Genomic DNA, 20,536 nt, shown 5'->3' with positions numbered 1-20,536 from the left:
TCAATCCCGGTTGCGGACAGATCATGAAAACCCAGATCATCGAAGAGCTCGGACAGGGCAGCATCCTGCTGCCCGCACTGGTGGCCGATGGGCTCGCCGCCAACGACCGCATCAAGGTGCGGATGAGCGCATTGCAGGCCGCCGCCCAGCACGCGCAGGACCCCAGCCGGCCCGCGAATGACCTCGGCGTCGAAAGCCAGACCGCAGGCATCGCGCCTGCCGCAATCGCGGCGTTGATTGCCGGCGCGCATCTGATCGGACAGGGCCGGCTCGCGGCGCCCGACCTCGCGAAGCTGATGCAGGAGATTTCCGACGATGCAGCGACCATGGTGCGGGCCGTCGTCGCCGGTGCGGGAAGCGAAGGCGAGCGGGCGCAGGCGCGGCTCGAGACGATCCGCGCAGCCGGCCTGCTCGATGCCAGGGGCGAGATCGAGCTCTCCCGCATCGCGCGCCTGACCGGCGTCGCCGACGCAGGTGGCGACAGCCTGCATCGCCTGGTCATGGATCTGCACAAGCAGCTCAACAGGCTTGCGGCGAGCTGCTCGGAAGAAGCGCTCGACGGCGCCCATGTCTTCGGCCTGCACGGCGAGGACCGGGCTGCCGTTGCGGCCTTCATGAAGGGCCTGAACGCGACGCGTGGCCTGAAGTTCAATCATCCCGGCCTCGACACCATGGCCACGCGCGCCGGCGGCCGGCTGCTGATCCAGAACGACATCGGCACGACGGACGCGCATGTCGTGGTGATCGCGGTGAAGAAGAACGCGGTGACCGTCACCTACACCGACGTGCATCTGGCTCGGGCGAAGTTCTTCATCTCGCTGTTCGACTCCTTCGAGGCGACCTGGAGTGGGCTCGACCGTCACACAGCCGCCGGCCTCGGCGAGGACAATTCCTTCTACCTCGTCACCGGGCAGTATCAGGGCGAGCAGGCCGCCGACCGCAACGAATTCCTCGCGGCGCTCGGTGCCGCATTGGTGTTCCTCATCGACTGGAACAAGGCGCGCAAGCTGCTCCGGACCTGGGTCGCCAAGGACGATGCGGCCCGCATCCTGGAATGGGCGGCGCGTCATCGGATCGGCCATCGCGGCTTCCTCGAACTTGGTGGCAACGATCTCTTGAGCTCGGCCGTCCGGAACGCCGCACCGACGCGGATCGGCTTCGGCGAGCGGCTCGACCAGGCGCTCGGCCGCAACGCGGCGATCGACTTCCTGAAGGCATCCCTGCGCGCCTCCACCGAGGCCCTGCTTGCGGGCCGCTCGGTGCGGACGGTGCGCGACCAGATCGAAGCCGACCTGATGCGGCACCTCGACCGTGTCGACGGGGCACTGCTCGCAGCGGTGCTGCGCCAGATCGGTCTCGCCCACGATCTCGTCGCGGCGATCTCGCGCCATATCGCGGCGTTGCGGGCGGGTCAGCCCGCCGACGGCAAGCTGCTGACCCAACGCTGCGGCGCGATCGAGCAGAAGGCCGACCGCATCGCGCTCGAGAGCCGCAACGAGGTCGACCGCCTCAATGCCCGCCCCGTGATCGGCCAATTGGTCGACCGCGCCGAGGAGGCGATCGACGAACTGGAGCAGGCCGCGTTCATCGCCTCGCTGATGCCGGACATGACCGATCCGTCCCTGCTGGCAGCGCTGGCCGAGCTCTGCGCCGTAGCGGAGACCGCGACCGAAGTGGCCGCGAGTGGCGTTGCCGCCGCCATCGACGTGCCGGAAGGACGGCGGGCCGATTCAGAGGACGCACTCTCCGCCGTGACCCGCCTGATCGATGCCGAACACGCCGCCGATAGCCGCGAACGCGCGACGACCGCACTGGTCTTCGGGGGCGGTCTCGACGTCGCGACCTCGCTGTCGGTCATCGAACTCGCCCGCGCCGTCGAGCGCGCCACCGACCGCTTCGCGGCGTTCGGACATCTGCTTCGCCGCCACATCATGATCGATCTCGCAGCCTGAGGACATCGCCATGCATATCGTGCGTATCGGCGCCGGCGCCGACGAAGTGCGGCCCGCCGAAGAGATCGGGGCCAAGGCCGCCAATCTCGCCCGCATGGCCGCGCTCGGCCTGCCGGTGCCGCCGGCCTTCGTGCTTCCGGTCAAGCTCTGCGCCGACATCATCGCCGGCCATGCGCATGCCACGCGGAACCTGCGCGATGGCCTGCACGAGGGGATCTCGTTCCTGGAGAGCGCCACCGGCAAGCGCTTCGGGGACCGGCGCCAGCCGCTGCTGGTCTCGGTGCGCTCCGGCGCGGCGCGATCGATGCCGGGCATGCTCGACACCGTTCTCAATGTCGGCTGCACGCCAGATGCCGTGCACGGCCTGATCCGTGCGACCGGACGGCCGCGGCTCGCCTGGGATTGCCGGCGCCGCTTCCTGGAGAGCTTCGGCGAGACCGTGCTCGAGCTCGACCAGGCTGCGTTTGCCGGATGTATCGCGGAGCGCGTCGCAGCCGAACACGCCGGCAGCGACCGCGAGCTCGACAGCGAGGCGCTCGAGCGGCTCGCCGGCCGCGAGCAGGCGCTGATCGAGGAGCGCGCCGATGGCCTGCCGGAGGACGCCTTCGCGCAGTTGGAGGCGGCGGCCCAGGCGGTCTATCGCTCCTGGATCAGCGAGCGTGCGATGACTTATCGAAGCCTTCAGCACCTCGAAACGCTCGAGGGCACCGCCGTCACCGTGCAGGCGATGGTGTACGGCAATGGTGGTCTTGCCTCCGGCGCGGGCGTGGCCTTCTCGCGCGATCCCTCGACCGGCGCGCCGCGCCCGATGATCGACCTCGTGCTGGATGCGCAGGGCGAGGACGTCGTGTCCGGGCGACGCGCGCCCGACACGACTGAAGCGATCGCCCGCGAGCTGCCGAAGCTCGGATCCGAACTCGGCGATGTCCTGAAGCGGCTCGAGCACGCGTTCGCCGACGTCCAGAACGTCGAGTTCACGGTCGAGAACGGCAGGCTCTGGATCCTCCAGACCCGGACGGCCAAGCGCACGCCGCGGGCCGCCGCCAGGATCGCGATCGACCTCGTGCATGAAGGCCTGATCTCGAAAGACGAGGCATTGGAGCGGCTGGCCGAGATCGACCTCGCTTCACTCGCCGAAACCAGGTTGGTGTCCACCGGCAAGCCCGCGACGACCGGCATCGGCGCGTCCGGCGGCATCGGCATCGGACGGGCGGCGTTCTCGTCCGAAAGCGCCCAGCGCCTCTCGGCGGCGGGCGAGCCGGTGATCCTGCTGCGTCCCGATACCAGCATCGCCGACGTCGCCGGCTTCGCGCTTGCCGCCGGCATCGTCACGTCGGTCGGCGCGCGCACCTCGCATGCGGCCCTGGTGGCGCGGCAGATGGGCAAGCCGTGCGTGGTCGGCTGCCGTGAGCTGAAGATCGATCCTGCCGCGAAGCAGGCCCGGCTCGGCAATCTCGCACTTGCCGAAGGCGAGTGGATCACGATCGAGGGCGACGCGGGCGAGCTCTATCTCGGACGCTGCGAGACGATCCGGACACGGCCCGAGGCGGAGCTTGCCGAGATCGCGGCGTGGCAGGCGCAATCCGGCCAATATGACAGGCACGCCGCCGTGCCTTAGAGCGCGATGAGATTTGGATGAATCTTCACTGCGCTCCGGGTTTTTGTCTACGCATGATCTTTCCGGAAAACCGCTTCGCACTTTTCCGGATCACACTTAGTGACCGCGGCCGGTCAGGAGCTGAAAAGTCCCCATCGCGACCTCGATCAGGATCAGCACCACCACCGCAATCTCCAGGCGGAGCGAGCGCTGGGTGTCGATGATGTCGGTCAGCGCGTTGGCGGTCTCCGACACCGCGGTGAGCTTGCGCTCGAGCGTGTCGAGGCGCTCCTTCAGCTCGTACTCGTCCTCGAGACGGGAATAGAGCCGGTCGAGCTCGGGCTTCTCCCAGAGCACGTCGGGCTTCTCCGCCACCGCGACGCGGCCGGCAACGCGCTGCTGTACCAGCAGCGCGTTGCCGATCAATTGCAGGATGCCCTTGCGCCGTTGCGGCGTGCGGCCGTGTTCGGCGAGCTCACGTGCAAACGGCTCTATGACGTCGAACACCGCCGCGACGCGGCGCTCGTCGCGCGCCAGCGACGTGCTCTTGGCGAGCGCATCGGCAACCAGCAGCAACCGGTCGTCGGAGAACTTGGCGAGGCAGATCGGCCCGCCCGGCTGGATCGTCTCGCCCGCTTCCTCGTTGCAGAGCTCCGCCTGCGCGATCTCCTCCTCGTACGGGCTGAGCTCTCCGGTCACGCGTGATTTCAGGTTGTCGACGAGAACCTTCTCCTCGGACGGCAACAGCCCGATCAGCACGACGACCCCGTAGCGAAAGATCACGGCAAGACCGGAATGGACGCGGAACGCGGCCGGCGTCGAGGACACCAGCGTGCCGATCTCGAGGCCAGACGCATTGATGCGGTCGCCTAGCATCAATGCCCGGATCCGCAAGGTCGGCGCGGCCTCCTGCTTCGGCGATTTTGGTGCCGTGCCAACGGCGAGGTGATCGGCATTCATGCAAGGTCTCTCCCGGGCAGCGAAACGTCGCCACGAAGCATTCGGGGTTAGTACCGTCAGGATCGGCTTGTGCCGAAACATTCGGCAATATGAACAGCCGTGCCCGACACATTTGTCCGCGAATGAACCTACGGCGGTTTACCATCGCACGCCGAAGCGCCGTCCGAAAGTTGCACTCGGCAGCGCGACGGGTTTATGACAGCATCATGCAACGCTACGCTTCTCCCGAAGTGCGGACCCTGAAGCCTCAATCATGCTGAGCGTCATCATTCCGACCGAAGGTGTCGAACAGACGGCGGTTGCGACCCTCGCTGCGCTGGTCCCCGGCGCCGCCGCCGGCGTGATCCGGGAAGTGCTTCTGGTCGACGGCACGCGCAACGGCGTCATCGAGCGCGTTGCCGACGTCGCAGGCTGCCGTTTCATCGGCTTCGACGGGCATTCGCAAGGCGCTGCGCTCGCCGCTGGCGCGCGCCAGGCCCGATCGCCCTGGCTGATGTTCCTGCCTGCGGGCGCCGTGCTGGAAACCGGCTGGATCGACGAAACCACCCAGTTCATCCAGGCCGTCGCCACCAGCGGCCGGGATCGGGCGGCGGTGTTCCGCTATGCCCGTTCGCCCTACGCAAATACCTCAGTGCGCGACGTTCTCTGGGCGGTGGCGCGCAGGCTCGTCGGTCCGCTCGGCGATCAAGGGCTGCTGATCGCGCGTGATCATTACGAGCGGATCGGCGGTTACCCGCCGCACGCCCGGCATTCCGAGGCGCGGCTGCTGCGGCGGCTCGGCCGGTCGTCCCGGACCATGCTGCGCAGCCGGATCGTCATGGTCGGCTGAAGCGCCGAGATGGTTGCCAACGTCAATCAATTAATTGACAATGGCAAATATCGAGGTGATTCATGCTGTCGAAAGCTTCGCCGTCAAGTCCCGTGGCCCAACAGGCTGCCGACGACCATGTCGCAGCAGTCCGTGCCTTCAACCGCTTCTACACCCGCAAGCTCGGTGTGCTCGACCAGCACCTCGGCAAGAGCCCGTTCTCGCTCAGCGAGGCGCGGGTGCTGTACGAGCTCGCCCATCGCGACGACCTTGCGGCAAAAGAGATCGGACACGAGCTCGGTCTCGATCCCGGCTATCTCAGCCGCATCGTCCAGAGCTTCGACGAGAAGGGTCTGATCACGCGAAAGCCGCTGCCCGCGGACCGCAGGCAATACCAGCTCAGCCTCACCGCCAAGGGCCGGCAGGCGTTCGCCAAGCTGAACCAGAGCTCGCAAAACGAGGTTGCCGCGATGCTGGCTCAGCTTTCGCCCGGCGATGCGACCCGGCTCACGCAGGCCATGGCGACCATCGAGGCCGTGCTGGAGCAACGCCGAAGCCCGCCCGCTTCTTTCATGCTGCGCAGCCATCGCGTCGGCGACATGGGCTGGGTCGTCTCCCGGCAGGCTGCCGCCTACGCCGCGGACTACAATTGGGACATCAGCTACGAGGCGCTGGTCGCCGAGATCTGCGCGCAGTTCATCAGGAATTACGACGCCGCGCGCGAGCATTGCTGGATCGCGGAAGCCGGCGGCGAGCCGGTCGGCTCGGTGTTCCTGGTCAAGGCCACGGACGAGATCGCAAAACTCCGCCTGTTGCAGGTGGAGAAGAAGGCACGCGGCCTCGGCGTCGGCCGCGCCCTCGTCGAGCAATGCATCCAGGGCGCCCGCGAGCGCGGCTACAGCAAGATGACGCTGTGGACGCAGAGCATCCTGGTCGCCGCACGCGGCATCTACAAGAGCGCGGGCTTCAAGCTGGTCGCGACCGAGCCGCATCGCAGCTTCGGGCAGGATCTCGTTGGCGAGACCTGGGAGCGGGATCTCTGACTGTTTTTATTCAACAACGCGCGCCTTCTTACCCTCCCCTGGAGGGGGAGGGTCGGCTCACATGGAGCGCAGCGACATGTGAGACGGGGTGGGGTGACGGTCTCTCCACATCCGACACTGCCCGAGTGGAGAGATCACCCCACCCCGCTCGCGCTGCGCGCGATCGACCCTCCCCCTCCAGGGGAGGGTGAGCTCGATCAGCTAGACAACACCATCGCCAACGCACTCACACCGTCGCGCCCTGCGCTTTCGGCCGGCGCAGATGCTCGTCCAGCCGCGGCATGATCTCGACGAAGTTGCAGGGGCGGGTGCGGTAGTCGAGCTGAGCCGCCAGGATGCCGTCCCAGCCGTCGCGGCAGGCGCCGGGCGAGCCCGGCAGGCAGAAGATGTAGGTCGCGCCCGCGACGCCCGCGGTGGCGCGGCTCTGGATCGTCGACGTGCCGATCTTGGCGTGGCTCAGCATGTGAAACGCGATCGAGAAGCCGTCCATGCGCTTCTCGAACAGCGGCTCGATCGCCTCCGGCGTGACGTCGCGCCCGGTGAAGCCGGTGCCGCCGGTGGTGATGACGACGTCGACGCCGCTATCGGCGATCCAGCGCCGGATCACAACGCGGATCGCCTCGACATCATCGGTGACGATCTCGCGCGCGGCGAGATGATGACCCGCAGCGGTGAGACGATCGGCGAGGGTCTGACCGGACTTGTCGTCGCTGAGCGCGCGCGTGTCGGACACCGTGAGCACCGCAATGTTGAGCGGGATGAATTGTTTGGATTCGTCGATGGAGGCCATTCTTCTCCCTCGCTCGTCGTTCCGGGGCTGATGCACTACAACGCTCCCGCGCCGAACGTGTTGCAGGCCTGGACCGTGCCCTGCTGGTAGCCGATCATGAACCATTGCTTGCGTTGCGCCGCCGAGCCGTGGGTGAAGGAGTCGGGTACCACGCGGCCGGTGGCCTGGCGCTGCAGCGTGTCGTCGCCGATCGCGCTCGCCGTGGTCAGCGCGGCCTCGATGTCGCCGGGCTCGAGGAAGTTCGGACGCTTCTTCGCCTCGCGGTTGACCCAGACGCCGGACAGACAGTCGGCCTGCAGCTCCACCTTGACCTGGAGCGCATTGGCCTCGGCCTTCGAGCCGACCTGCTGCTGCAGCCGCGTCACGCGCGGAATGATGCCGAGCAGGTTCTGGATGTGATGGCCGACCTCGTGCGCGATGATGTAAGCGGTGGTGAAATTGCACGCCGACTTGCCGGAGCAGCCGCGAAAGCGCGTTTCGACCTCGCGGAAGAAGGCGGTATCGAGGAAGATGGTCCGGTCGGGCGGGCAATAGAACGGCCCCATGGCCGACTGCGCCATGCCGCACCGCCCGCCATTGGTGGCGTTGCGGAACAGCACGATCTTCGGGCCGGTATAGGTCTGTCCGTTGGCCTGGAAGATCTCGGTCCAGCGGTCGTCGATCTCGCCGAGGATGCCCGAGATCATGCTGCCCATCTCGTCGGTCGGCGCGCCGCGCTTGCCCGAGGAGGCCTGGCGATCGGTCTGGTAAGTCGGCGCATGGCCGCCGCCGGTGAGGATCTCGGCGCCGCCGATCAGGATGCGGGGATCGATGCCGAAGGCGTAGCCGACCAGGCCGAGGATGATGATGGTGCCGATGCCGAGCCCGCCGCCGCCCATCGGCAGGCCGAACCCGCCGCCTCCGCCGCCGCCAAAGCCGCCACCTTCATCGCGACGATCCTCGATGTCGTCGCTGCGGCGGAAGTCATCGTAGCGCATGGCGGCCTTTCCTCTGAGGTCCCTGATCTCAAGTTTCGACGGCGCACGGAAACGCGAAAGCTCAACGCGCCACATACGTAAAATTTCCGTTGCCTTTATCAATATCGTGGCCGGCAAAAATTGCCTAGTGCGACAGCCTGTCGATGCCAGCAAATTTTTCCGAGGGCCGAGCAGTTTTTTCCGAGAGAAATTTACGGCCTTTTTCCCGCCACGATCGAATCCGCGAGCCGCGCAAGCGCGAAATACACTGCAAAACAAGGAGAATGCGCGCAGCAATTTGTGCGCGAACGATGATGCGAGGCGTGCTCACGAAAGCGGCGGATTAAGTCGATTTTTACTTTGCCCCTGCAATGTAACGGCCAGTCGGTTGTTTGGTCCCGCGTCGCCGACAGCGTCGCCTGAGTCAGAGTTCTTGAGTCATGGTAGAGTCGCGTCGCGGGGCGTCTGCAAGGGCGCCCCGCACAAATTTTGAGTCCGCCTCGCATCGCATCATCGTCGGCGATTGCGTCGCCGAGATGTCGAAGCTCCAGGCAGGCAGCGTCGACCTGGTGTTCGCCGACCCGCCCTACAATCTGCAGCTCAAGGGCGATCTCAAGCGCCCCGACGAATCCCATGTCGATGCCGTCAACGACGACTGGGACAAGTTCGATTCGTTTGCCGCCTACGACGATTTCACCCGCGCCTGGCTGCTCGCCGCACGTCGCGCCATGAAGCCGTCGGCGACGATCTGGGTGATCGGCTCCTATCACAACATCTTCCGCGTCGGCGCCATCATGCAGGACCTCGGCTTCTGGCTGCTGAACGACATCGTCTGGCGCAAGACCAATCCGATGCCGAATTTCCGCGGCCGCCGCTTCACCAACGCGCACGAAACCATGATCTGGGCCGCGCGCGACGAGAAGGCCAAGGGCTACACGTTCAACTACGAGGCGCTGAAGGCCGCCAACGAGGACGTGCAGGCGCGGTCCGACTGGCTGATTCCGCTCTGCACCGGCGAGGAGCGCCTCAAGGGCGCCGACGGCAAGAAAGTGCATCCGACCCAGAAGCCGGAAGGCCTGCTGGCGCGCGTGCTGCTGTCGTCCTCCAAGCCCGGCGATCTCGTGATCGACCCGTTCAACGGCACCGGCACGACCGGTGCGGTCGCCAAGCGCCTCGGCCGCTCCTATATCGGCTTCGAGCGCGACAAGACCTACGCCAGGGCGGCCGAAGCACGCATCGCCAAGGTCGAGCCGTTGCCGGAGGAGAGCCTCGCCCCGTTCATGACCGCGCGCGAGGCACCGCGCGTTGCGTTCTCCGAGCTGATCGAGCGCGGCATGATCATGCCCGGCACCAAGCTGTTCGACGCCAAGAAGAAGCTCGGGGCATTGGTGCGCGCCGACGGCGCCATCATGCTCGGCGACAAGGTCGGCTCGATCCACCGCATCGGCGCGGTGGCGCAAGGCGCGCAGGCCTGCAACGGCTGGACCTTCTGGCACGTCGAGACCAAGAAGGGCCTCAAGCTGATCGACGAGCTGCGCGCCGAGATTCGCGCCGGCATGGCGGCGGAGTAGTTTCCCCACGGCCTCATTCCGGGCGCGCGCAAAGCGCGCGAGCCCGGAAATCCATCCAACCGCGTCCCATGCCGCCCAATGGATTTCCGGGCTCGCGCTACGCGCGCCCCGGAATGACAGCGGCGTGAGTTGAAAGCGGCGTCAGCCAGGACTAGCATCTCCGGATCAGCCCCCTCCAGACCGGTTGGGCTCCCATGCGACGACAGTCCGAGACACTGCTGCTGGTGCCGCTTCTTCCGATCTTCCTGATCGGCATGTTTCCGATGTTCCTGATCGCGCTGCTCGGGTTTTTCGGCCTGGCGCTGTTCGGCGTGCTCGTGATCTGCGTCGGGCTCGCCAGCAGCAACGAGGCGCACGACAACTTCAACCACGACGTCATCGTTCACGGCTATGCGCGCGGTTCGGAGCGCGCGGCGCGCGCCTCCGACATGCACCTCGCCGCGCGGCTCGGCCTGCGGCTGGAGGCCGCGGGCGCGGCCATGGTCGTCGCGGCGGCCATCGGCCTCTGTTACGCCGCCTGATCTGCGCACCGCGCAGACACCGCCCGGCAAACTCGCCGGTTGCTCTCTCGGGCGAGGTTCAGGCAAGACAGGCTCGCCCAACGACGCCGCCTCTGCGCGCGGCAATGTAGACACCGGGGAGATGCTTGATGCTCAAATTCTATTTCAATGGATCACCGAACCCGACCAAGGTCGCGCTCTATCTCGAAGAATCCGGCCTGCCGTTCGAGCCGGTGAAGATCGACACCCGCAAGGGCGAGCAGTTCACGCCGGAATTCCTCAAGATCAATCCGAACGGCAAGGTGCCGGCGATCGACGATGGCGGCACCATCGTGTTCGACTCGAACGCCATCCTGCTCTATCTCGCCGAGAAGACCGGCAAATTCCTCCCCTCCAACCGCGCCGAACTCTTGTCCTGGCTGATGTTCGTCGCGAGCGGCGTCGGGCCCTTTTCCGGTCAGGCCGTGCACTTCAAGCATTTTGCGCCGAAGGACCAGAATCACGATTACGCCCATAACCGCTATCAGTACGAGACCGACCGCCACTACAAGATTCTCGACGCGCACCTGAAGGATCGCCGCTACATGGTCGGCGACAGCTATTCGATCGTCGACATGGCGCTGTGGGGCTGGGCGCGGATGGTGCCGTTCAAGCTCGGCGACGACGCCTTCGCGCGATACCCGAACGTGAAACGGCTGGTCGACGAGATCTCGGCGCGCCCGGCAGCCGCGCGCGCCATCGCCCTGAAGGACAAGTTCACTTTCAAGGCCGAGATGGACGACGAAGCCAGGGCAAACATGTTCAAGCACATGACGACCAGGGTGGCCTGATCGCGCCGCGCCTTCTTCGAGGCCACGCGCATGCGCGTGGCCTTTTGCTTTTCGAGACGTCAGGCGGCGTGGACCGAGCTCAGGAACTTGGCGACTTCCTGCTTCAAACGGTTGCTGTCGGCCGACAGCGAGCGCGCCGCTGACAACACCTGCGAGGAGGCCGAGCCGGTCTCGGAGGCACCGCGCTGCACGTCGCCGATGTTGGACGAGACGAGCTGCGTGCCCTGGGCCGCCTGCTGGACGTTGCGGGAGATCTCCTGCGTTGCCGCGCCCTGCTGCTCCACGGCCGCGGCGACCGTCGAGGCGATCTCCGACAGCCGCTCGATGGTGCCACTGATCTCCCGGATCGAGCCGACCGACTCCTCGGTCGCGGCCTGGATGCCGGAGACCTGCTGGGCGATCTCGCCGGTGGCCCTGGCCGTCTGCTCGGCGAGCGCCTTGACCTCGGTCGCGACCACCGCAAAGCCGCGGCCGGCTTCGCCCGCACGCGCCGCCTCGATCGTGGCGTTCAGCGCCAAGAGGTTGGTCTGGCCGGCAATGGTGCTGATCAGCTCGACCACGTCGCCGATCCGCGCGGCGGCCTTGGAGAGCGCGCCGACGCGCTCGTTGGTCCGGCTCGCCTGACCGACAGCCTCGGTGGCGATGCGGGCGGATTCCTGCACCTGGCGGGCGATCTCGGAGACCGAGGAGGAGAGCTCCTCGGTCGCAGAGGCGACCGCCTGCACATTGGCCGAGGCCTCCTGCGAGGCGCTTGCGACCTCCGTCGACAGGTCCTGGGCGCGCGCGGCAGTCGTGGTCAACGTGCCGGCGGAGGCTTCAAGCTCGCTAGATGCCGACGACACCGTGTTGACGATCTCCCCCACGGCCTGCTCGAACTGATCGGCGAGCCTGGCCATGTCTTTCCGGCGGTTCTCGGCCTGCCGCGCCTCGAGTTCGGCCTGCTCGGCGCGCATGCTCTCGGTCTCGATCATGTTGTCCTTGAAGACCTGGATCGCCTTGGCCATGTCGCCGATCTCGTCGGCCCGGCCGCGGCCGGGAATCTCGACCTCCAGATTGCCGCCGGCAAGCCGCCCCATCGCCTGCGTCATCGAGGTCAGCGGACCGACGATGCTGCGGGCGATCAGAAACGCAACGATGCCGCCGAACAGGACGGCGAGGCCGCCGGCGATCTCCTGCACGGTCGTCGTTCCCGCGATCACGGCCTCGGCGGTGGCGCGCGATGCCTGGTAGTCCTCCTTCAGCGTCGTTTCCGCCACCTTGAGCTTGCCGATACTGTCGGCGATGAGAGGCGCGAGGCTCTTGTGATAGATCTCGTCCGCCTTAAGCATCGCTGCGGAGGTCGTCTCGAACGCCGTCTTGTAGGTTTCAAGCGAGGTCTTCACCGGCGCCAGGGTGGCGCGCAACGCCGCCGCCTGCGGGCTCTTTTCGAGTGCCCCGAGCCGTTGCAATGCCCTGTCGATGCTCGCCCTGAAGGTCGCAGGGCCCTGCGCATCGCGAAGGGCCAGAAAACGCCAGTTTACGATCCTCACGAGCAGGATTCGGGATTCGAGATCGGCGACGAGGGAAGCGGTATCTTCATCGACGGCGGCGCGCGCCACGTCGACGAGCTTGTTCGTCTTGGTGGCCAGGTCCTCGCCGCTCGGCAGCAGCGTCGCCTTGCCCGTTCTGGTCTCGTTGACGGCGTCGCTGAGATTGTCACGCAGGAGTCGCATTTTCGCGATCTCGTCGATCAGGCTGTTGTAGAGCGCGCGCCGCTGCTCGGAGAGCGCCCCCTTCGCGCCGACCCGGAGCAGCTCGCTCGCCGCGGTCTCGCGCTCTTGCGCTTCCTTCATTGCGGACTCGTTGCCGTCGTAGACGTAGCGCAAATTGGCCCGCTGAATCGCCTGCAGATCGGCCGATATTTCCAGCACCCGCGCCGTGCTGTCCGAGAGGGCGGATTGTCTTGCGACCTGATCCTGCACGTCCCGCAAATTCCAGACGGCAACCACTGCCATCACGAGACCGACCGCCACCAGGGCCATGAAGCCTGCGTACAGGCGTCCCCTGATCCGCAAACGAAATTTCGGCATTCCCACTGTCCACCCAGATGCATGTGAATTCGAGGGACCGAACGACTCCGGCGATCGTCACGGCCACTCCGGCAGCCGCACGCCGCGCCCCCGCGGCCTACGCTGCACCGCGACACAATGGGGGACACTTCTTAATTGAACCTTCAAATTTCTCGCGCGCCCCGTCTCCACCCGCAGCAAATTTGCTGATTTCGTCGGCAGCTATGCAAAGCCGCATGCGAATCCGCCGGGCTATGCAGGATGATGCATGCTGCCCGTCAGAGATTCCTATTGGGCGCCAGCCTGCTGCAACTTGCCGAGTGCATTCTCGACCACTTCCAGCGTGTAGGGCTTCTGGACCACCGGCGCGGAGGCCAATGGCTCGGGGATCGGCGCGCGCTCGCCATAGCCGGTCGCGAAGATGAAGGGCACTCCGATCTCCTTCAGCTTGTGTGCGACCTTGATGCTGCTCTCGCTGCCGAGATTGAGATCGAGCAGGGCAAAGCTCGGCCGCGAACGCTCGATCGAGCGCAGTGCCTGGTCGACGGTTGCGGCGGTGTCGACGTGGCGGGCGCCGAGGTCGAGCAGGATGACCTCCGCGGCCATCGCGATGATCAGGTTGTCCTCCACGATCAGGGCCGTGTCGGAAATCCGTGGACGGGCAGATTGCTGCTCCTCGATACGCATGGCGGCTCCCGCGATGGATGGGACGAGTTGGACGAAGTTGGGCGGAATGACGAACGTCGCCTGGACGCCCAGCAGGTCGAAACGGATCTCGGCATCGCCCTTGAGATCGAACGGCACCGACCGCTCGATGATGGTGGTGCCGAAGCCACGCCGTGACGGCGGCTGCACGGGCGGACCGCCGCTCTCCTTCCACTCGATGACGAGGCTGGAAGACGGATCGAGGCGCCAGACCACCTCGACACTCCCGGTGGAATCGGCAAGCGCGCCATACTTGGCGGAATTGGTCATCATCTCATGCACGACGAGCGCCAGCGTCGCGAACGCCTTGGGATCGAGGGCGACGTCCGGACCGCCCATCTTCACCCGTTCCGCACGCGCGCCGAGATAGGCGCCGGCCTCGGATTCGACCAGGGTGCGGAGCGCGACAGGTGCCCAGTTCAGGTTGGTGATCTGGTCGTGGGCGCGTGCGAGAGCCTGGATGCGGCCGCCGAGCACGCTGGCAAACTCCTCGACGCTCGTTGCGGTGTCCTTGCTCTGCGCCACCAGGGCGCGGACCAGGCTCAGGATGTTGCGGACGCGATGATTGAGCTCGGCGATCATCAGTTCCTGCCGCTCCTGCGCCCCGCGGCGCTCGCGCGCGGCGAGGTCGGACATTTGCAGGATCACCTCCAGCAGCGTGACGCGCAGGCTCTCGGCGATGCGGATGTCGGCCGCCGACCACGGCTTGGACTGGCCCGCCACCGTCTCCTGCCAGAGCTCGAAACTCTTGCGCGGGGTCAGCCGAGGCCCGTTCGGCCCCTCGTCGTAGACCTTGTTGGGAGCACCGGCCCAGTTCACCGAGCGCATCAGCTCGCGGCGAAAGAAGATCAGACAGTCGCGCGGGGTGCGCGAGATCGGGATGGCGAGAAAGCCAGCCGCGCGGGCGCGGAACGCCTGACCGGCGGCGTAGACCTTGGCGATCTCGGCGCTGGCGAAGATCCGGCCGGGCGAAGTCCGGTTGATGAAGGCGACGAGATCCTTCACCTCGTCTTCGGTCGGGGTCTCGCCTTGAAGCGCGATGGTGTTGTCGGACCAGACCGCTACGCCGTCGCACGCGATCATCTTGCGATAGTCGGCCAGGAAATCGACGATCGCCCGCCGGCTGTGCTCATGCGAGGCCGCGATCTCGATCAATCGCTCCTGGACCTGATGCGCGCGGGCCTCATAGGCGACGTCGCCCTCGCGCTCGCGGCCTTCCACGATCCACGAGAACATCTGCCCGAACAGCTCGGAGGCCGTGCGCTTGTCGAACGAGATGTAGCGCGGCGAATAATGATGGCAGGCAAACAGACCCCACAGTTTGCCGTCGCGCAGGATCGACACCGACATGGAGGCGGCAACGCCCATGTTGCGGAGATATTCGATGTGGATCGGCGACACCGAGCGCAGCACGCTCATCGACAGGTCGAGAAGTCCCGCATTGTGCGTGGCCGTGGACATCAGCGCGGCAGGCCGCGCGTCGATGTCGGCGATGATGCGCAGCCAGTTGCGCTGATAGAGCGCGCGCGCCTGCCTCGGGATGTCGGAGGCGGGATAACGCAGGCCGAAAAAGGATTCGAGCCCGGATTCCGCCGTCTCGGCGATCACCTCGCCGGACCCGTCCGGGTGAAACTGATAGACCATGACACGGTCGAAGCCGGTCAGCACCTTGAGCTGACGCGCCGCCTCGCGCGCAAGATCGGCCATTCCGCGCGTCTTGCGGATCCGTTCGAGCATCAGGCGCACGAGCTCGCCGGAATTGACGCCGGGCTCGTGGACGCTCGGCTCCGCCTCGATGACGAGGTAGACGCCGGAGAGATGAATCGAAAGATCGAAGGGCGGCTTGCCGGGCTGCAGCTCGACGCCGAACAGGCGTTCGGTCGCATCCGGACCGCCGAGATGATCGACCCGGCTGCGGATCGTTTCGACCGCCGCCTCGGAGATCACGCCCGACAGCGGCCGCTGCAGCAGGTCGGCAACATCGGTTCCAAGGAAGCTCCCGACATTGTCCGAGGCCATGCAGATCGTGAAATCCGAGAGCACGGCCAGCAGGAAGCCAAACGGCTGCACGCTGCCGGGAATGTGGATCGGCTCGCGGTCGCAATTGGTGAGATCGACGGCCTCGTTCATGCCCGGTCCGCCGCCTGCTCGAATGCGGCGAAGGCGATGCGAGCGGCCTCGATCGCCTCGTCTTCGTCCCAGCGCTCGTCGGTTGCAAGCTTCGCCAGGAAACTTTGCCAAAACCGCCTGCCGGTGCCGTGACCGAGATAGGCGACAGCTTCGCGGAGGCGCGGATCGGCGGAATCCGCAACCATCTTCAGCAGGAATTTGGCCCCGAGACGGGATCCTTCGAGCACATACATCGTGCCCACAATGCCGCTGCGCGTCAGTGGGGGTACGGACACCAGGCGCGGCACCGCGCTGCCGAGACGCTCGAGATCAGCCAGAATCGCCGCGCTTCGCGACCGCTCCGGCCAGTCCGGGAAAGCCTTGCTGACGCGGGCCTCGACGAGTGCCGTCTCGAGCGGCAACAGAGCGCCGGCACTGGCTTGCAGAAAGCGCCGATAGCCGGAGAGCTCGGTCAGCTCGAATGCCGAGAGCTGCGCGTCGAGGTCGCGGTGCGCGGCCGACGTCGCGTCTCTTAATCGTTCGCGCAGTCCGGAGAAGCTGCGGCCTACCTGCGTTGAAACGTCCGAAGCCCCAGCCAGCATGAAATTCCCGAGAACGCAGGTTGCCGCGGGCGCGGCGCGCCCGGCAACCAAGGGAACGCCGGCGGCACGCAATAGTTCCGCCGGCCTTGGCACCGCGGCTTTCTGAGCTCGTGCTCGATCTCGCTCCGGGACATCCCGAAATCCTGAAGCTCGCGTTCGGTCATGGCCGCGAGTTGGCAGCGGGCTCGAGACCGCTCGCGCCGGGCCTGCATAAGTTCCAGCAGCGTCCGACAGGCCCGCACAAATATCGCGGGCCGTGACGAACAGGAGTGGCCGGTGGACACGACCTCGTCCAAGCCGTTAGCCCGCGGCCCTCGCCGGGGCTTGCGGAAACGGACCGAGCGCCTTCTCCGTCAGCACGGAGTCGCAATACTCGCGAATCTCCTTGATCTTGCCGTCCTCCAGACGAAAGACCAGGCAATAGTCGTTGTCATAACGCACGCCCTCGGGCGTGACGTTGTCGCCCTTGGCTTCCACCACCACGATGTCGCCATCGGCGATGAAGCGATGGGCGACGGTCCGCGTGCGGTCGCGCAGGCGCGTGCGGACATAGCCGTGCAGATCTCTAAGAATCGCCTCCTTGCCGGCAAAGGTGCGCGACCAGGAATATTGCCCGGTGACGACCCATTTGGCGTCGTCGGCGAGACTTGCTGTGAACAGGGCGCGGTCGCGCGCGGCCGGATCGGGATTGGCGGCCGCGGCAAAGATGTCCTGCAGCAGTTTCTTGTTGGCGCTCGCGTTCATGACGGCATCTCCTCGTGGTGACAACGGAAGAGATCATCGCCGGGCCAATGTCATTCTTCAAATCGATATGAAATATGATATCTATTCACCTCATGAATTTGAATTCACTCGACCTCAACCTGTTGACCGCCCTCGACGCATTGCTCCGCGAGGCCAATGTCAGCCGCGCGGCCATGAGGATCGGCCTGTCACAGCCGGCCACGAGCCACGCTCTCCAGCGCCTGCGCGACATCTGCGGTGACCCGCTGCTGGTGCGCACGGGCGCACGGATGGAGCTGACGCCGCGGGCGCTGGCCCTGCGCGCGCCGCTGGCGCAGGCGCTCGACCAGGTCCGCGGGCTGTTCGTGCCCGATGACTTCGATGCCGCGCGCAGCGAGCGGCAGTTCCGCCTGATGATGCCGGATCTCGCAGTCGAGCTGTTGATGCCGCCCTTGATGGCGAAAGTCACGCGCCTTGCCCCCAACGTCCGCATCGACGTGGTGCCGTGGCGGGGACCTGCGATCTTCCACGCCGAGTTCGCCCGCACCATCGACCTCGTGATCTCGATCGGCAATGCCTTCAAGGGCTTTCATCGCCAGCTGCTCTACACCGACAGCGACGCGCTGGCGGTGCGGCGCGGTCACCCTGTGGGAGCGAAGCTGAAGCGGCGCGAGGCGTTCCTGGCCGCCCGCCATGTCGGCGTGGTCATCCGCGGCCAGCCGGAGGATCTCATCGACACCTGGCTGCGCCGCAAGGGGATCGAGCGACACATCTCGCTGGTGGTGTCGGGCTATCTCGAAGCCTTGCACGTCGCCGCGCGCACCGATCTCGTCGCCTTCGTGCCGCGCCGGCTGATCGCCGCGCTGTCGAAGCAGCTCGGCCTCGTCGCGGTGACGCCGCCGCTCGACCCCGGGATCGACGAGCAGTTCATGTTCCATCCGACGCGCGCGCAGATGGACCCCGGCTCGATCTGGCTGAGAAGGCTGATGCTGGAGACGGGGCGGGAGCTGGAGCAAGCCAGGCGGAAACTCCCGTAGGGTGGGCAAAGCGAAGCGTGCCCACCACCTTTGTTGCTATCTTGGAAAGATGGTGGGCACGGCGCTCTGCGCCTTTGCCCACCCTACAAGAATCGTCGCGTGGTTACGCCTTCTGCGCCGCCATCACCTTGCTGACCGCGGGGCGATCGGACATGCGCTTGAAGTGATCGGCGATCTTCGGCGTCGCATTGATGTCGACGCTGTCGCCTTCGAGCCAGGTCGAGAGCGTGTAGAGATAGGGATCGCAGATCGTGTACTGATCGCCCATCACCCACGGCCCCCGAAACATCTTCTGCTCGATCAGCTTGAAGCAGGCGGCCATGGTCTTCGGCACCATCGCCTTCATGTCGGCGAACGAGCTCTCCTCCGTCGCCCAGCGGGCGCCGCGCATCTTGTGGGCGTGGTTGATGTGCACGGTCGAGCAGAGATAGGAGTTGAACGACTGCACCTGGGCGAAGTCGAAGGGATCGTCGAGCGGCGCGAGCTTCGCCTTGGGGAACACTTGCGCGAGATAGGCCAGCATCGCCGGCGTCTCGGTCAGGACGCCGCGGTCGGTGACCAGCGCCGGCACGCGGCCCTTCGGGTTGATGGCGAGATAGTCCGGGCTGTTCTGCTGGTTGTCCTTGAAGCTCAGCCGCTCGGCGGTGTAGTCGGCACCGGCCTCTTCCAGGGTGATGTAGGTGGCGAGCGCACAGGTGCCGGTGGCGTAGTAGAGCTTGAGCATGTCGGACCTCATGGGGAAAACCGGAGGTTAACGGTCCTCCGCCGCGCCGTCCATAGGCGGCCTGTTCGCAGTTGCCCACGGCCGCCCGGCTGTGCGAAGACGCCGACAATTGGAGGGGGGACTTGTCATGACCGTACTCATCGCCGGTGGCGGCATCGGCGGCCTGGCGCTTGCGCTCAGTTTGCACCAGATCGGCGTTGCCGTGAAAGTGTTCGAGAGCGTCGCGGAACCGAAGCCGCTCGGCGTCGGCATCAACGTGCTGCCGCATGCCGTGCGCGAGCTGATCGAGCTCGGCCTGCTGGACAGGCTGGACGCCAGCGGCGTGCGGACGCGCGAGCTCGCCTATTTCTCCAAGCACGGCAAGCCGATCTGGAGCGAGCCGCGCGGCCTGGAGGCCGGTTACAAATGGCCGCAATTCTCGATCCATCGCGGCACCCTGCAGCAGATCCTGCTCGACACCGCGATCGAGCGGCTGGGCCGCGACAACATCCTCACCAGCCATCATCTGACCGGCTGGACCGAGACGGCCGCCGGCGTGCGCGCCGACTTCATCGACAGGGCGACCGGCAAGGCCGCCGGCACTTACGAGGGCGCGATCCTGATCGCCGCCGATGGCATCCATTCCGCCGCACGCGAAAAGCTCTATCCGAACGAAGGCGCGCCGATCTGGAACGGCCGCATCCTCTGGCGCGGCGTCACGCCGGCAAAAGCCTTCCTCACCGGCCGCACCATGATCATGGCCGGCCACGAGATCCTGAAATTCGTCTGCTATCCGATCTCGAAAGAACCGGACGCCAACGGCAATTATCAGATCAATTGGGTCGCGGAGCGCCACATGCCTCCGACCTATCAGTGGCGGCGCGAGGACTACAACCGCACGGCGCGGCTGGAAGAGTTCCTGCCCTGGTTCGAAAGCTGGCAGTTCGACTGGCTCGACGTGCCCGCCCTGATCAGGAACTGTCCTCACGCCTACGAATATCCGCTGGTCGACCGCGATCCGGTGTCGCAATGGACCTTCGGCCGCGTCACGCTGATGGGCGATGCCGCGCATCCGATGTACCCGATCGGCTCGAACGGCGCCTCGCAGGCGATCCTCGACGCGCGCGTCATCACCCGCGAGATCCTGGCGCATGGTCCGACGCAGGCGGCACTGCTCGCCTATGAAGCCGAGCGGCGGCCCGCGACCACCGACCTCGTCCTGCTCAACCGCAAGAACGGCCCCGAGCAGGTGATGCAGCTGGTCGAGGAGCGCGCGCCTGATGGCTTTGAGGTCGTCACCGACGTCTTGTCGCAACAGGAGCTGGAAGACATCGCCGCCAACTACAAGCGCGTTGCGGGATTCCAGGTCGAGGCGCTGAATGCGAAGCCGCCGATCGTGAGCAAGGACGCGCGCGCGAGCGCTTGAGGGTCTGGTCAATCAACTCGCGCGGCGCATTCCTCTTCACCTCTCCCCGCTTGCGGGGAGAGGTCGGATTGCATCGAAGATGCAATCCGGGTGAGGGGGTACAGGTCTCTCGTGGATCTCTCGTGTTGAGAGAGGCTCTCACCCCACCCTCTCCCCGTAAGAACGGGGCGAGGGAG

General features: G+C 66.1%; 18 protein-coding genes. 9 read left to right on the top strand and 9 right to left on the bottom strand.

The genetic code is table 11. The features are described from left to right. The first annotated feature begins 23 nt into the window (after nucleotides 1-23). A complete protein-coding gene (locus tag AC24YW_RS18760) occupies nucleotides 24-1,952 on the top strand; it encodes a hypothetical protein (RefSeq protein WP_487484097.1) in 1,929 nt (642 codons plus the stop codon). A 10-nt stretch (nucleotides 1,953-1,962) separates the two neighbouring features. Continuing rightward, the gene (locus AC24YW_RS18755; protein ID WP_487484096.1) at nucleotides 1,963-3,570 is read left to right on the top strand and encodes a PEP/pyruvate-binding domain-containing protein; all 1,608 of its coding nucleotides are present in this window, start codon (nucleotides 1,963-1,965) and stop codon (nucleotides 3,568-3,570) included. A gap of 96 nt (nucleotides 3,571-3,666) precedes the next feature. On the opposite strand, the gene AC24YW_RS18750 is transcribed toward AC24YW_RS18755, so the two are convergent. Next, complete coding sequence (locus AC24YW_RS18750; protein WP_487484095.1) at nucleotides 3,667-4,509, bottom strand: RMD1 family protein; 843 nt, start codon at nucleotides 4,507-4,509, stop codon at nucleotides 3,667-3,669. Between the two features lie 253 nt (nucleotides 4,510-4,762). Between AC24YW_RS18750 and AC24YW_RS18745 the strand changes: the two genes are divergently transcribed. Together AC24YW_RS18745 and AC24YW_RS18740 are read left to right on the top strand one after the other, a co-directional pair. Further along, entirely contained in the window at nucleotides 4,763-5,338 is a 576-nt protein-coding gene (locus AC24YW_RS18745; RefSeq protein ID WP_487484094.1) for a glycosyltransferase family protein, read from the top strand. Between the two features lie 62 nt (nucleotides 5,339-5,400). Next, the gene (locus AC24YW_RS18740) at nucleotides 5,401-6,360 is read left to right on the top strand and encodes a bifunctional helix-turn-helix transcriptional regulator/GNAT family N-acetyltransferase (RefSeq protein WP_487484093.1); all 960 of its coding nucleotides are present in this window, start codon (nucleotides 5,401-5,403) and stop codon (nucleotides 6,358-6,360) included. 226 nt (nucleotides 6,361-6,586) lie between these two features. On the opposite strand, the gene moaB is transcribed toward AC24YW_RS18740, so the two are convergent. Together moaB and ypfJ are read right to left on the bottom strand one after the other, a co-directional pair. Then, complete coding sequence (moaB, locus tag AC24YW_RS18735) at nucleotides 6,587-7,150, bottom strand: molybdenum cofactor biosynthesis protein B (RefSeq protein WP_487484092.1); 564 nt, start codon at nucleotides 7,148-7,150, stop codon at nucleotides 6,587-6,589. Nucleotides 7,151-7,185: 35 nt separating this feature from the next. Further along, on the bottom strand, nucleotides 7,186-8,127 hold the full coding sequence (ypfJ, locus tag AC24YW_RS18730; RefSeq protein WP_487484091.1) for a KPN_02809 family neutral zinc metallopeptidase: 942 nt from the start codon (nucleotides 8,125-8,127) through the stop codon (nucleotides 7,186-7,188). Nucleotides 8,128-8,546: 419 nt separating this feature from the next. Between ypfJ and AC24YW_RS18725 the strand changes: the two genes are divergently transcribed. The 3 genes from AC24YW_RS18725 to AC24YW_RS18715 all read left to right on the top strand — a co-directional run bounded on the left by AC24YW_RS18725 (nucleotide 8,547) and on the right by AC24YW_RS18715 (nucleotide 11,007). Then, complete coding sequence (locus tag AC24YW_RS18725) at nucleotides 8,547-9,677, top strand: DNA methyltransferase (protein ID WP_487484090.1); 1,131 nt, start codon at nucleotides 8,547-8,549, stop codon at nucleotides 9,675-9,677. Between the two features lie 194 nt (nucleotides 9,678-9,871). After that, on the top strand, nucleotides 9,872-10,198 hold the full coding sequence (locus AC24YW_RS18720; protein ID WP_487484089.1) for a hypothetical protein: 327 nt from the start codon (nucleotides 9,872-9,874) through the stop codon (nucleotides 10,196-10,198). 128 nt (nucleotides 10,199-10,326) lie between these two features. Next, nucleotides 10,327-11,007 (top strand): glutathione S-transferase family protein, encoded by a 681-nt coding sequence (locus tag AC24YW_RS18715; protein WP_487484088.1) that lies wholly within the window; start codon nucleotides 10,327-10,329, stop codon nucleotides 11,005-11,007. A gap of 59 nt (nucleotides 11,008-11,066) precedes the next feature. On the opposite strand, the gene AC24YW_RS18710 is transcribed toward AC24YW_RS18715, so the two are convergent. The 5 genes from AC24YW_RS18710 to AC24YW_RS18690 all read right to left on the bottom strand — a co-directional run bounded on the left by AC24YW_RS18710 (nucleotide 11,067) and on the right by AC24YW_RS18690 (nucleotide 17,215). Beyond that, nucleotides 11,067-13,076: a HAMP domain-containing methyl-accepting chemotaxis protein gene (locus AC24YW_RS18710; protein WP_487484087.1), complete on the bottom strand. Its 2,010-nt coding sequence runs from the start codon at nucleotides 13,074-13,076 to the stop codon at nucleotides 11,067-11,069. Nucleotides 13,077-13,343: 267 nt separating this feature from the next. Continuing rightward, entirely contained in the window at nucleotides 13,344-15,890 is a 2,547-nt protein-coding gene (locus AC24YW_RS18705) for an HWE histidine kinase domain-containing protein (RefSeq protein ID WP_487484086.1), read from the bottom strand. After that, nucleotides 15,887-16,543, bottom strand: coding sequence for a biliverdin-producing heme oxygenase (locus tag AC24YW_RS18700; RefSeq protein WP_487484085.1), 657 nt, complete (start codon nucleotides 16,541-16,543; stop codon nucleotides 15,887-15,889). The genes AC24YW_RS18705 and AC24YW_RS18700 overlap by 4 nt, the downstream gene beginning before the upstream one ends. Beyond that, a complete protein-coding gene (locus AC24YW_RS18695; RefSeq protein WP_487484232.1) occupies nucleotides 16,435-16,683 on the bottom strand; it encodes a DUF1127 domain-containing protein in 249 nt (82 codons plus the stop codon). Before AC24YW_RS18695 ends, AC24YW_RS18700 begins: the two co-directional genes overlap by 109 nt. A gap of 88 nt (nucleotides 16,684-16,771) precedes the next feature. Then, on the bottom strand, nucleotides 16,772-17,215 hold the full coding sequence (locus AC24YW_RS18690; RefSeq protein WP_487484084.1) for a nuclear transport factor 2 family protein: 444 nt from the start codon (nucleotides 17,213-17,215) through the stop codon (nucleotides 16,772-16,774). Between the two features lie 92 nt (nucleotides 17,216-17,307). On the opposite strand from AC24YW_RS18690, the gene AC24YW_RS18685 reads away from it, so the two are divergent. After that, the gene (locus AC24YW_RS18685; protein WP_487484083.1) at nucleotides 17,308-18,231 is read left to right on the top strand and encodes a LysR family transcriptional regulator; all 924 of its coding nucleotides are present in this window, start codon (nucleotides 17,308-17,310) and stop codon (nucleotides 18,229-18,231) included. A 103-nt stretch (nucleotides 18,232-18,334) separates the two neighbouring features. Here AC24YW_RS18685 and AC24YW_RS18680 read toward each other — a convergent pair whose 3' ends face one another. After that, a complete protein-coding gene (locus AC24YW_RS18680; protein ID WP_487484231.1) occupies nucleotides 18,335-18,955 on the bottom strand; it encodes a glutathione S-transferase family protein in 621 nt (206 codons plus the stop codon). Between the two features lie 127 nt (nucleotides 18,956-19,082). Here AC24YW_RS18680 and AC24YW_RS18675 point away from each other — a divergent pair, with 127 nt between their 5' ends. Continuing rightward, nucleotides 19,083-20,360 carry a flavin-dependent oxidoreductase gene (locus tag AC24YW_RS18675; protein WP_487484082.1) on the top strand — a complete coding sequence of 426 codons (1,278 nt, stop codon included), beginning with the start codon at nucleotides 19,083-19,085 and terminating at the stop codon, nucleotides 20,358-20,360. Nucleotides 20,361-20,536 lie beyond the last annotated feature (176 nt).

This window comes from Bradyrhizobium sp. USDA3516 (genome assembly GCF_057651995.1).
This window is presented reverse-complemented; position numbering and strand designations above follow the sequence as displayed.

Excerpts from the sequence above, each read along its gene's own strand:
- AC24YW_RS18760 (WP_487484097.1), top strand. The coding sequence starts at position 24 with ATGAAAACCCAGATCATCGAAGAGCTCGGACAGGGCAGCATCCTGCTG.
- AC24YW_RS18755 (WP_487484096.1), top strand. The coding sequence starts at position 1,963 with ATGCATATCGTGCGTATCGGCGCCGGCGCCGACGAAGTGCGGCCCGCC.
- AC24YW_RS18750 (WP_487484095.1), bottom strand. The coding sequence starts at position 4,509 with ATGAATGCCGATCACCTCGCCGTTGGCACGGCACCAAAATCGCCGAAG.
- AC24YW_RS18745 (WP_487484094.1), top strand. The coding sequence starts at position 4,763 with ATGCTGAGCGTCATCATTCCGACCGAAGGTGTCGAACAGACGGCGGTT.
- AC24YW_RS18740 (WP_487484093.1), top strand. The coding sequence starts at position 5,401 with ATGCTGTCGAAAGCTTCGCCGTCAAGTCCCGTGGCCCAACAGGCTGCC.
- moaB (WP_487484092.1), bottom strand. The coding sequence starts at position 7,150 with ATGGCCTCCATCGACGAATCCAAACAATTCATCCCGCTCAACATTGCG.
- ypfJ (WP_487484091.1), bottom strand. The coding sequence starts at position 8,127 with ATGCGCTACGATGACTTCCGCCGCAGCGACGACATCGAGGATCGTCGC.
- AC24YW_RS18725 (WP_487484090.1), top strand. The coding sequence starts at position 8,547 with ATGGTAGAGTCGCGTCGCGGGGCGTCTGCAAGGGCGCCCCGCACAAAT.
- AC24YW_RS18720 (WP_487484089.1), top strand. The coding sequence starts at position 9,872 with ATGCGACGACAGTCCGAGACACTGCTGCTGGTGCCGCTTCTTCCGATC.
- AC24YW_RS18715 (WP_487484088.1), top strand. The coding sequence starts at position 10,327 with ATGCTCAAATTCTATTTCAATGGATCACCGAACCCGACCAAGGTCGCG.
- AC24YW_RS18710 (WP_487484087.1), bottom strand. The coding sequence starts at position 13,076 with ATGCCGAAATTTCGTTTGCGGATCAGGGGACGCCTGTACGCAGGCTTC.
- AC24YW_RS18705 (WP_487484086.1), bottom strand. The coding sequence starts at position 15,890 with ATGAACGAGGCCGTCGATCTCACCAATTGCGACCGCGAGCCGATCCAC.
- AC24YW_RS18695 (WP_487484232.1), bottom strand. The coding sequence starts at position 16,683 with ATGCAGGCCCGGCGCGAGCGGTCTCGAGCCCGCTGCCAACTCGCGGCC.
- AC24YW_RS18690 (WP_487484084.1), bottom strand. The coding sequence starts at position 17,215 with ATGAACGCGAGCGCCAACAAGAAACTGCTGCAGGACATCTTTGCCGCG.
- AC24YW_RS18685 (WP_487484083.1), top strand. The coding sequence starts at position 17,308 with ATGAATTTGAATTCACTCGACCTCAACCTGTTGACCGCCCTCGACGCA.
- AC24YW_RS18680 (WP_487484231.1), bottom strand. The coding sequence starts at position 18,955 with ATGCTCAAGCTCTACTACGCCACCGGCACCTGTGCGCTCGCCACCTAC.
- AC24YW_RS18675 (WP_487484082.1), top strand. The coding sequence starts at position 19,083 with ATGACCGTACTCATCGCCGGTGGCGGCATCGGCGGCCTGGCGCTTGCG.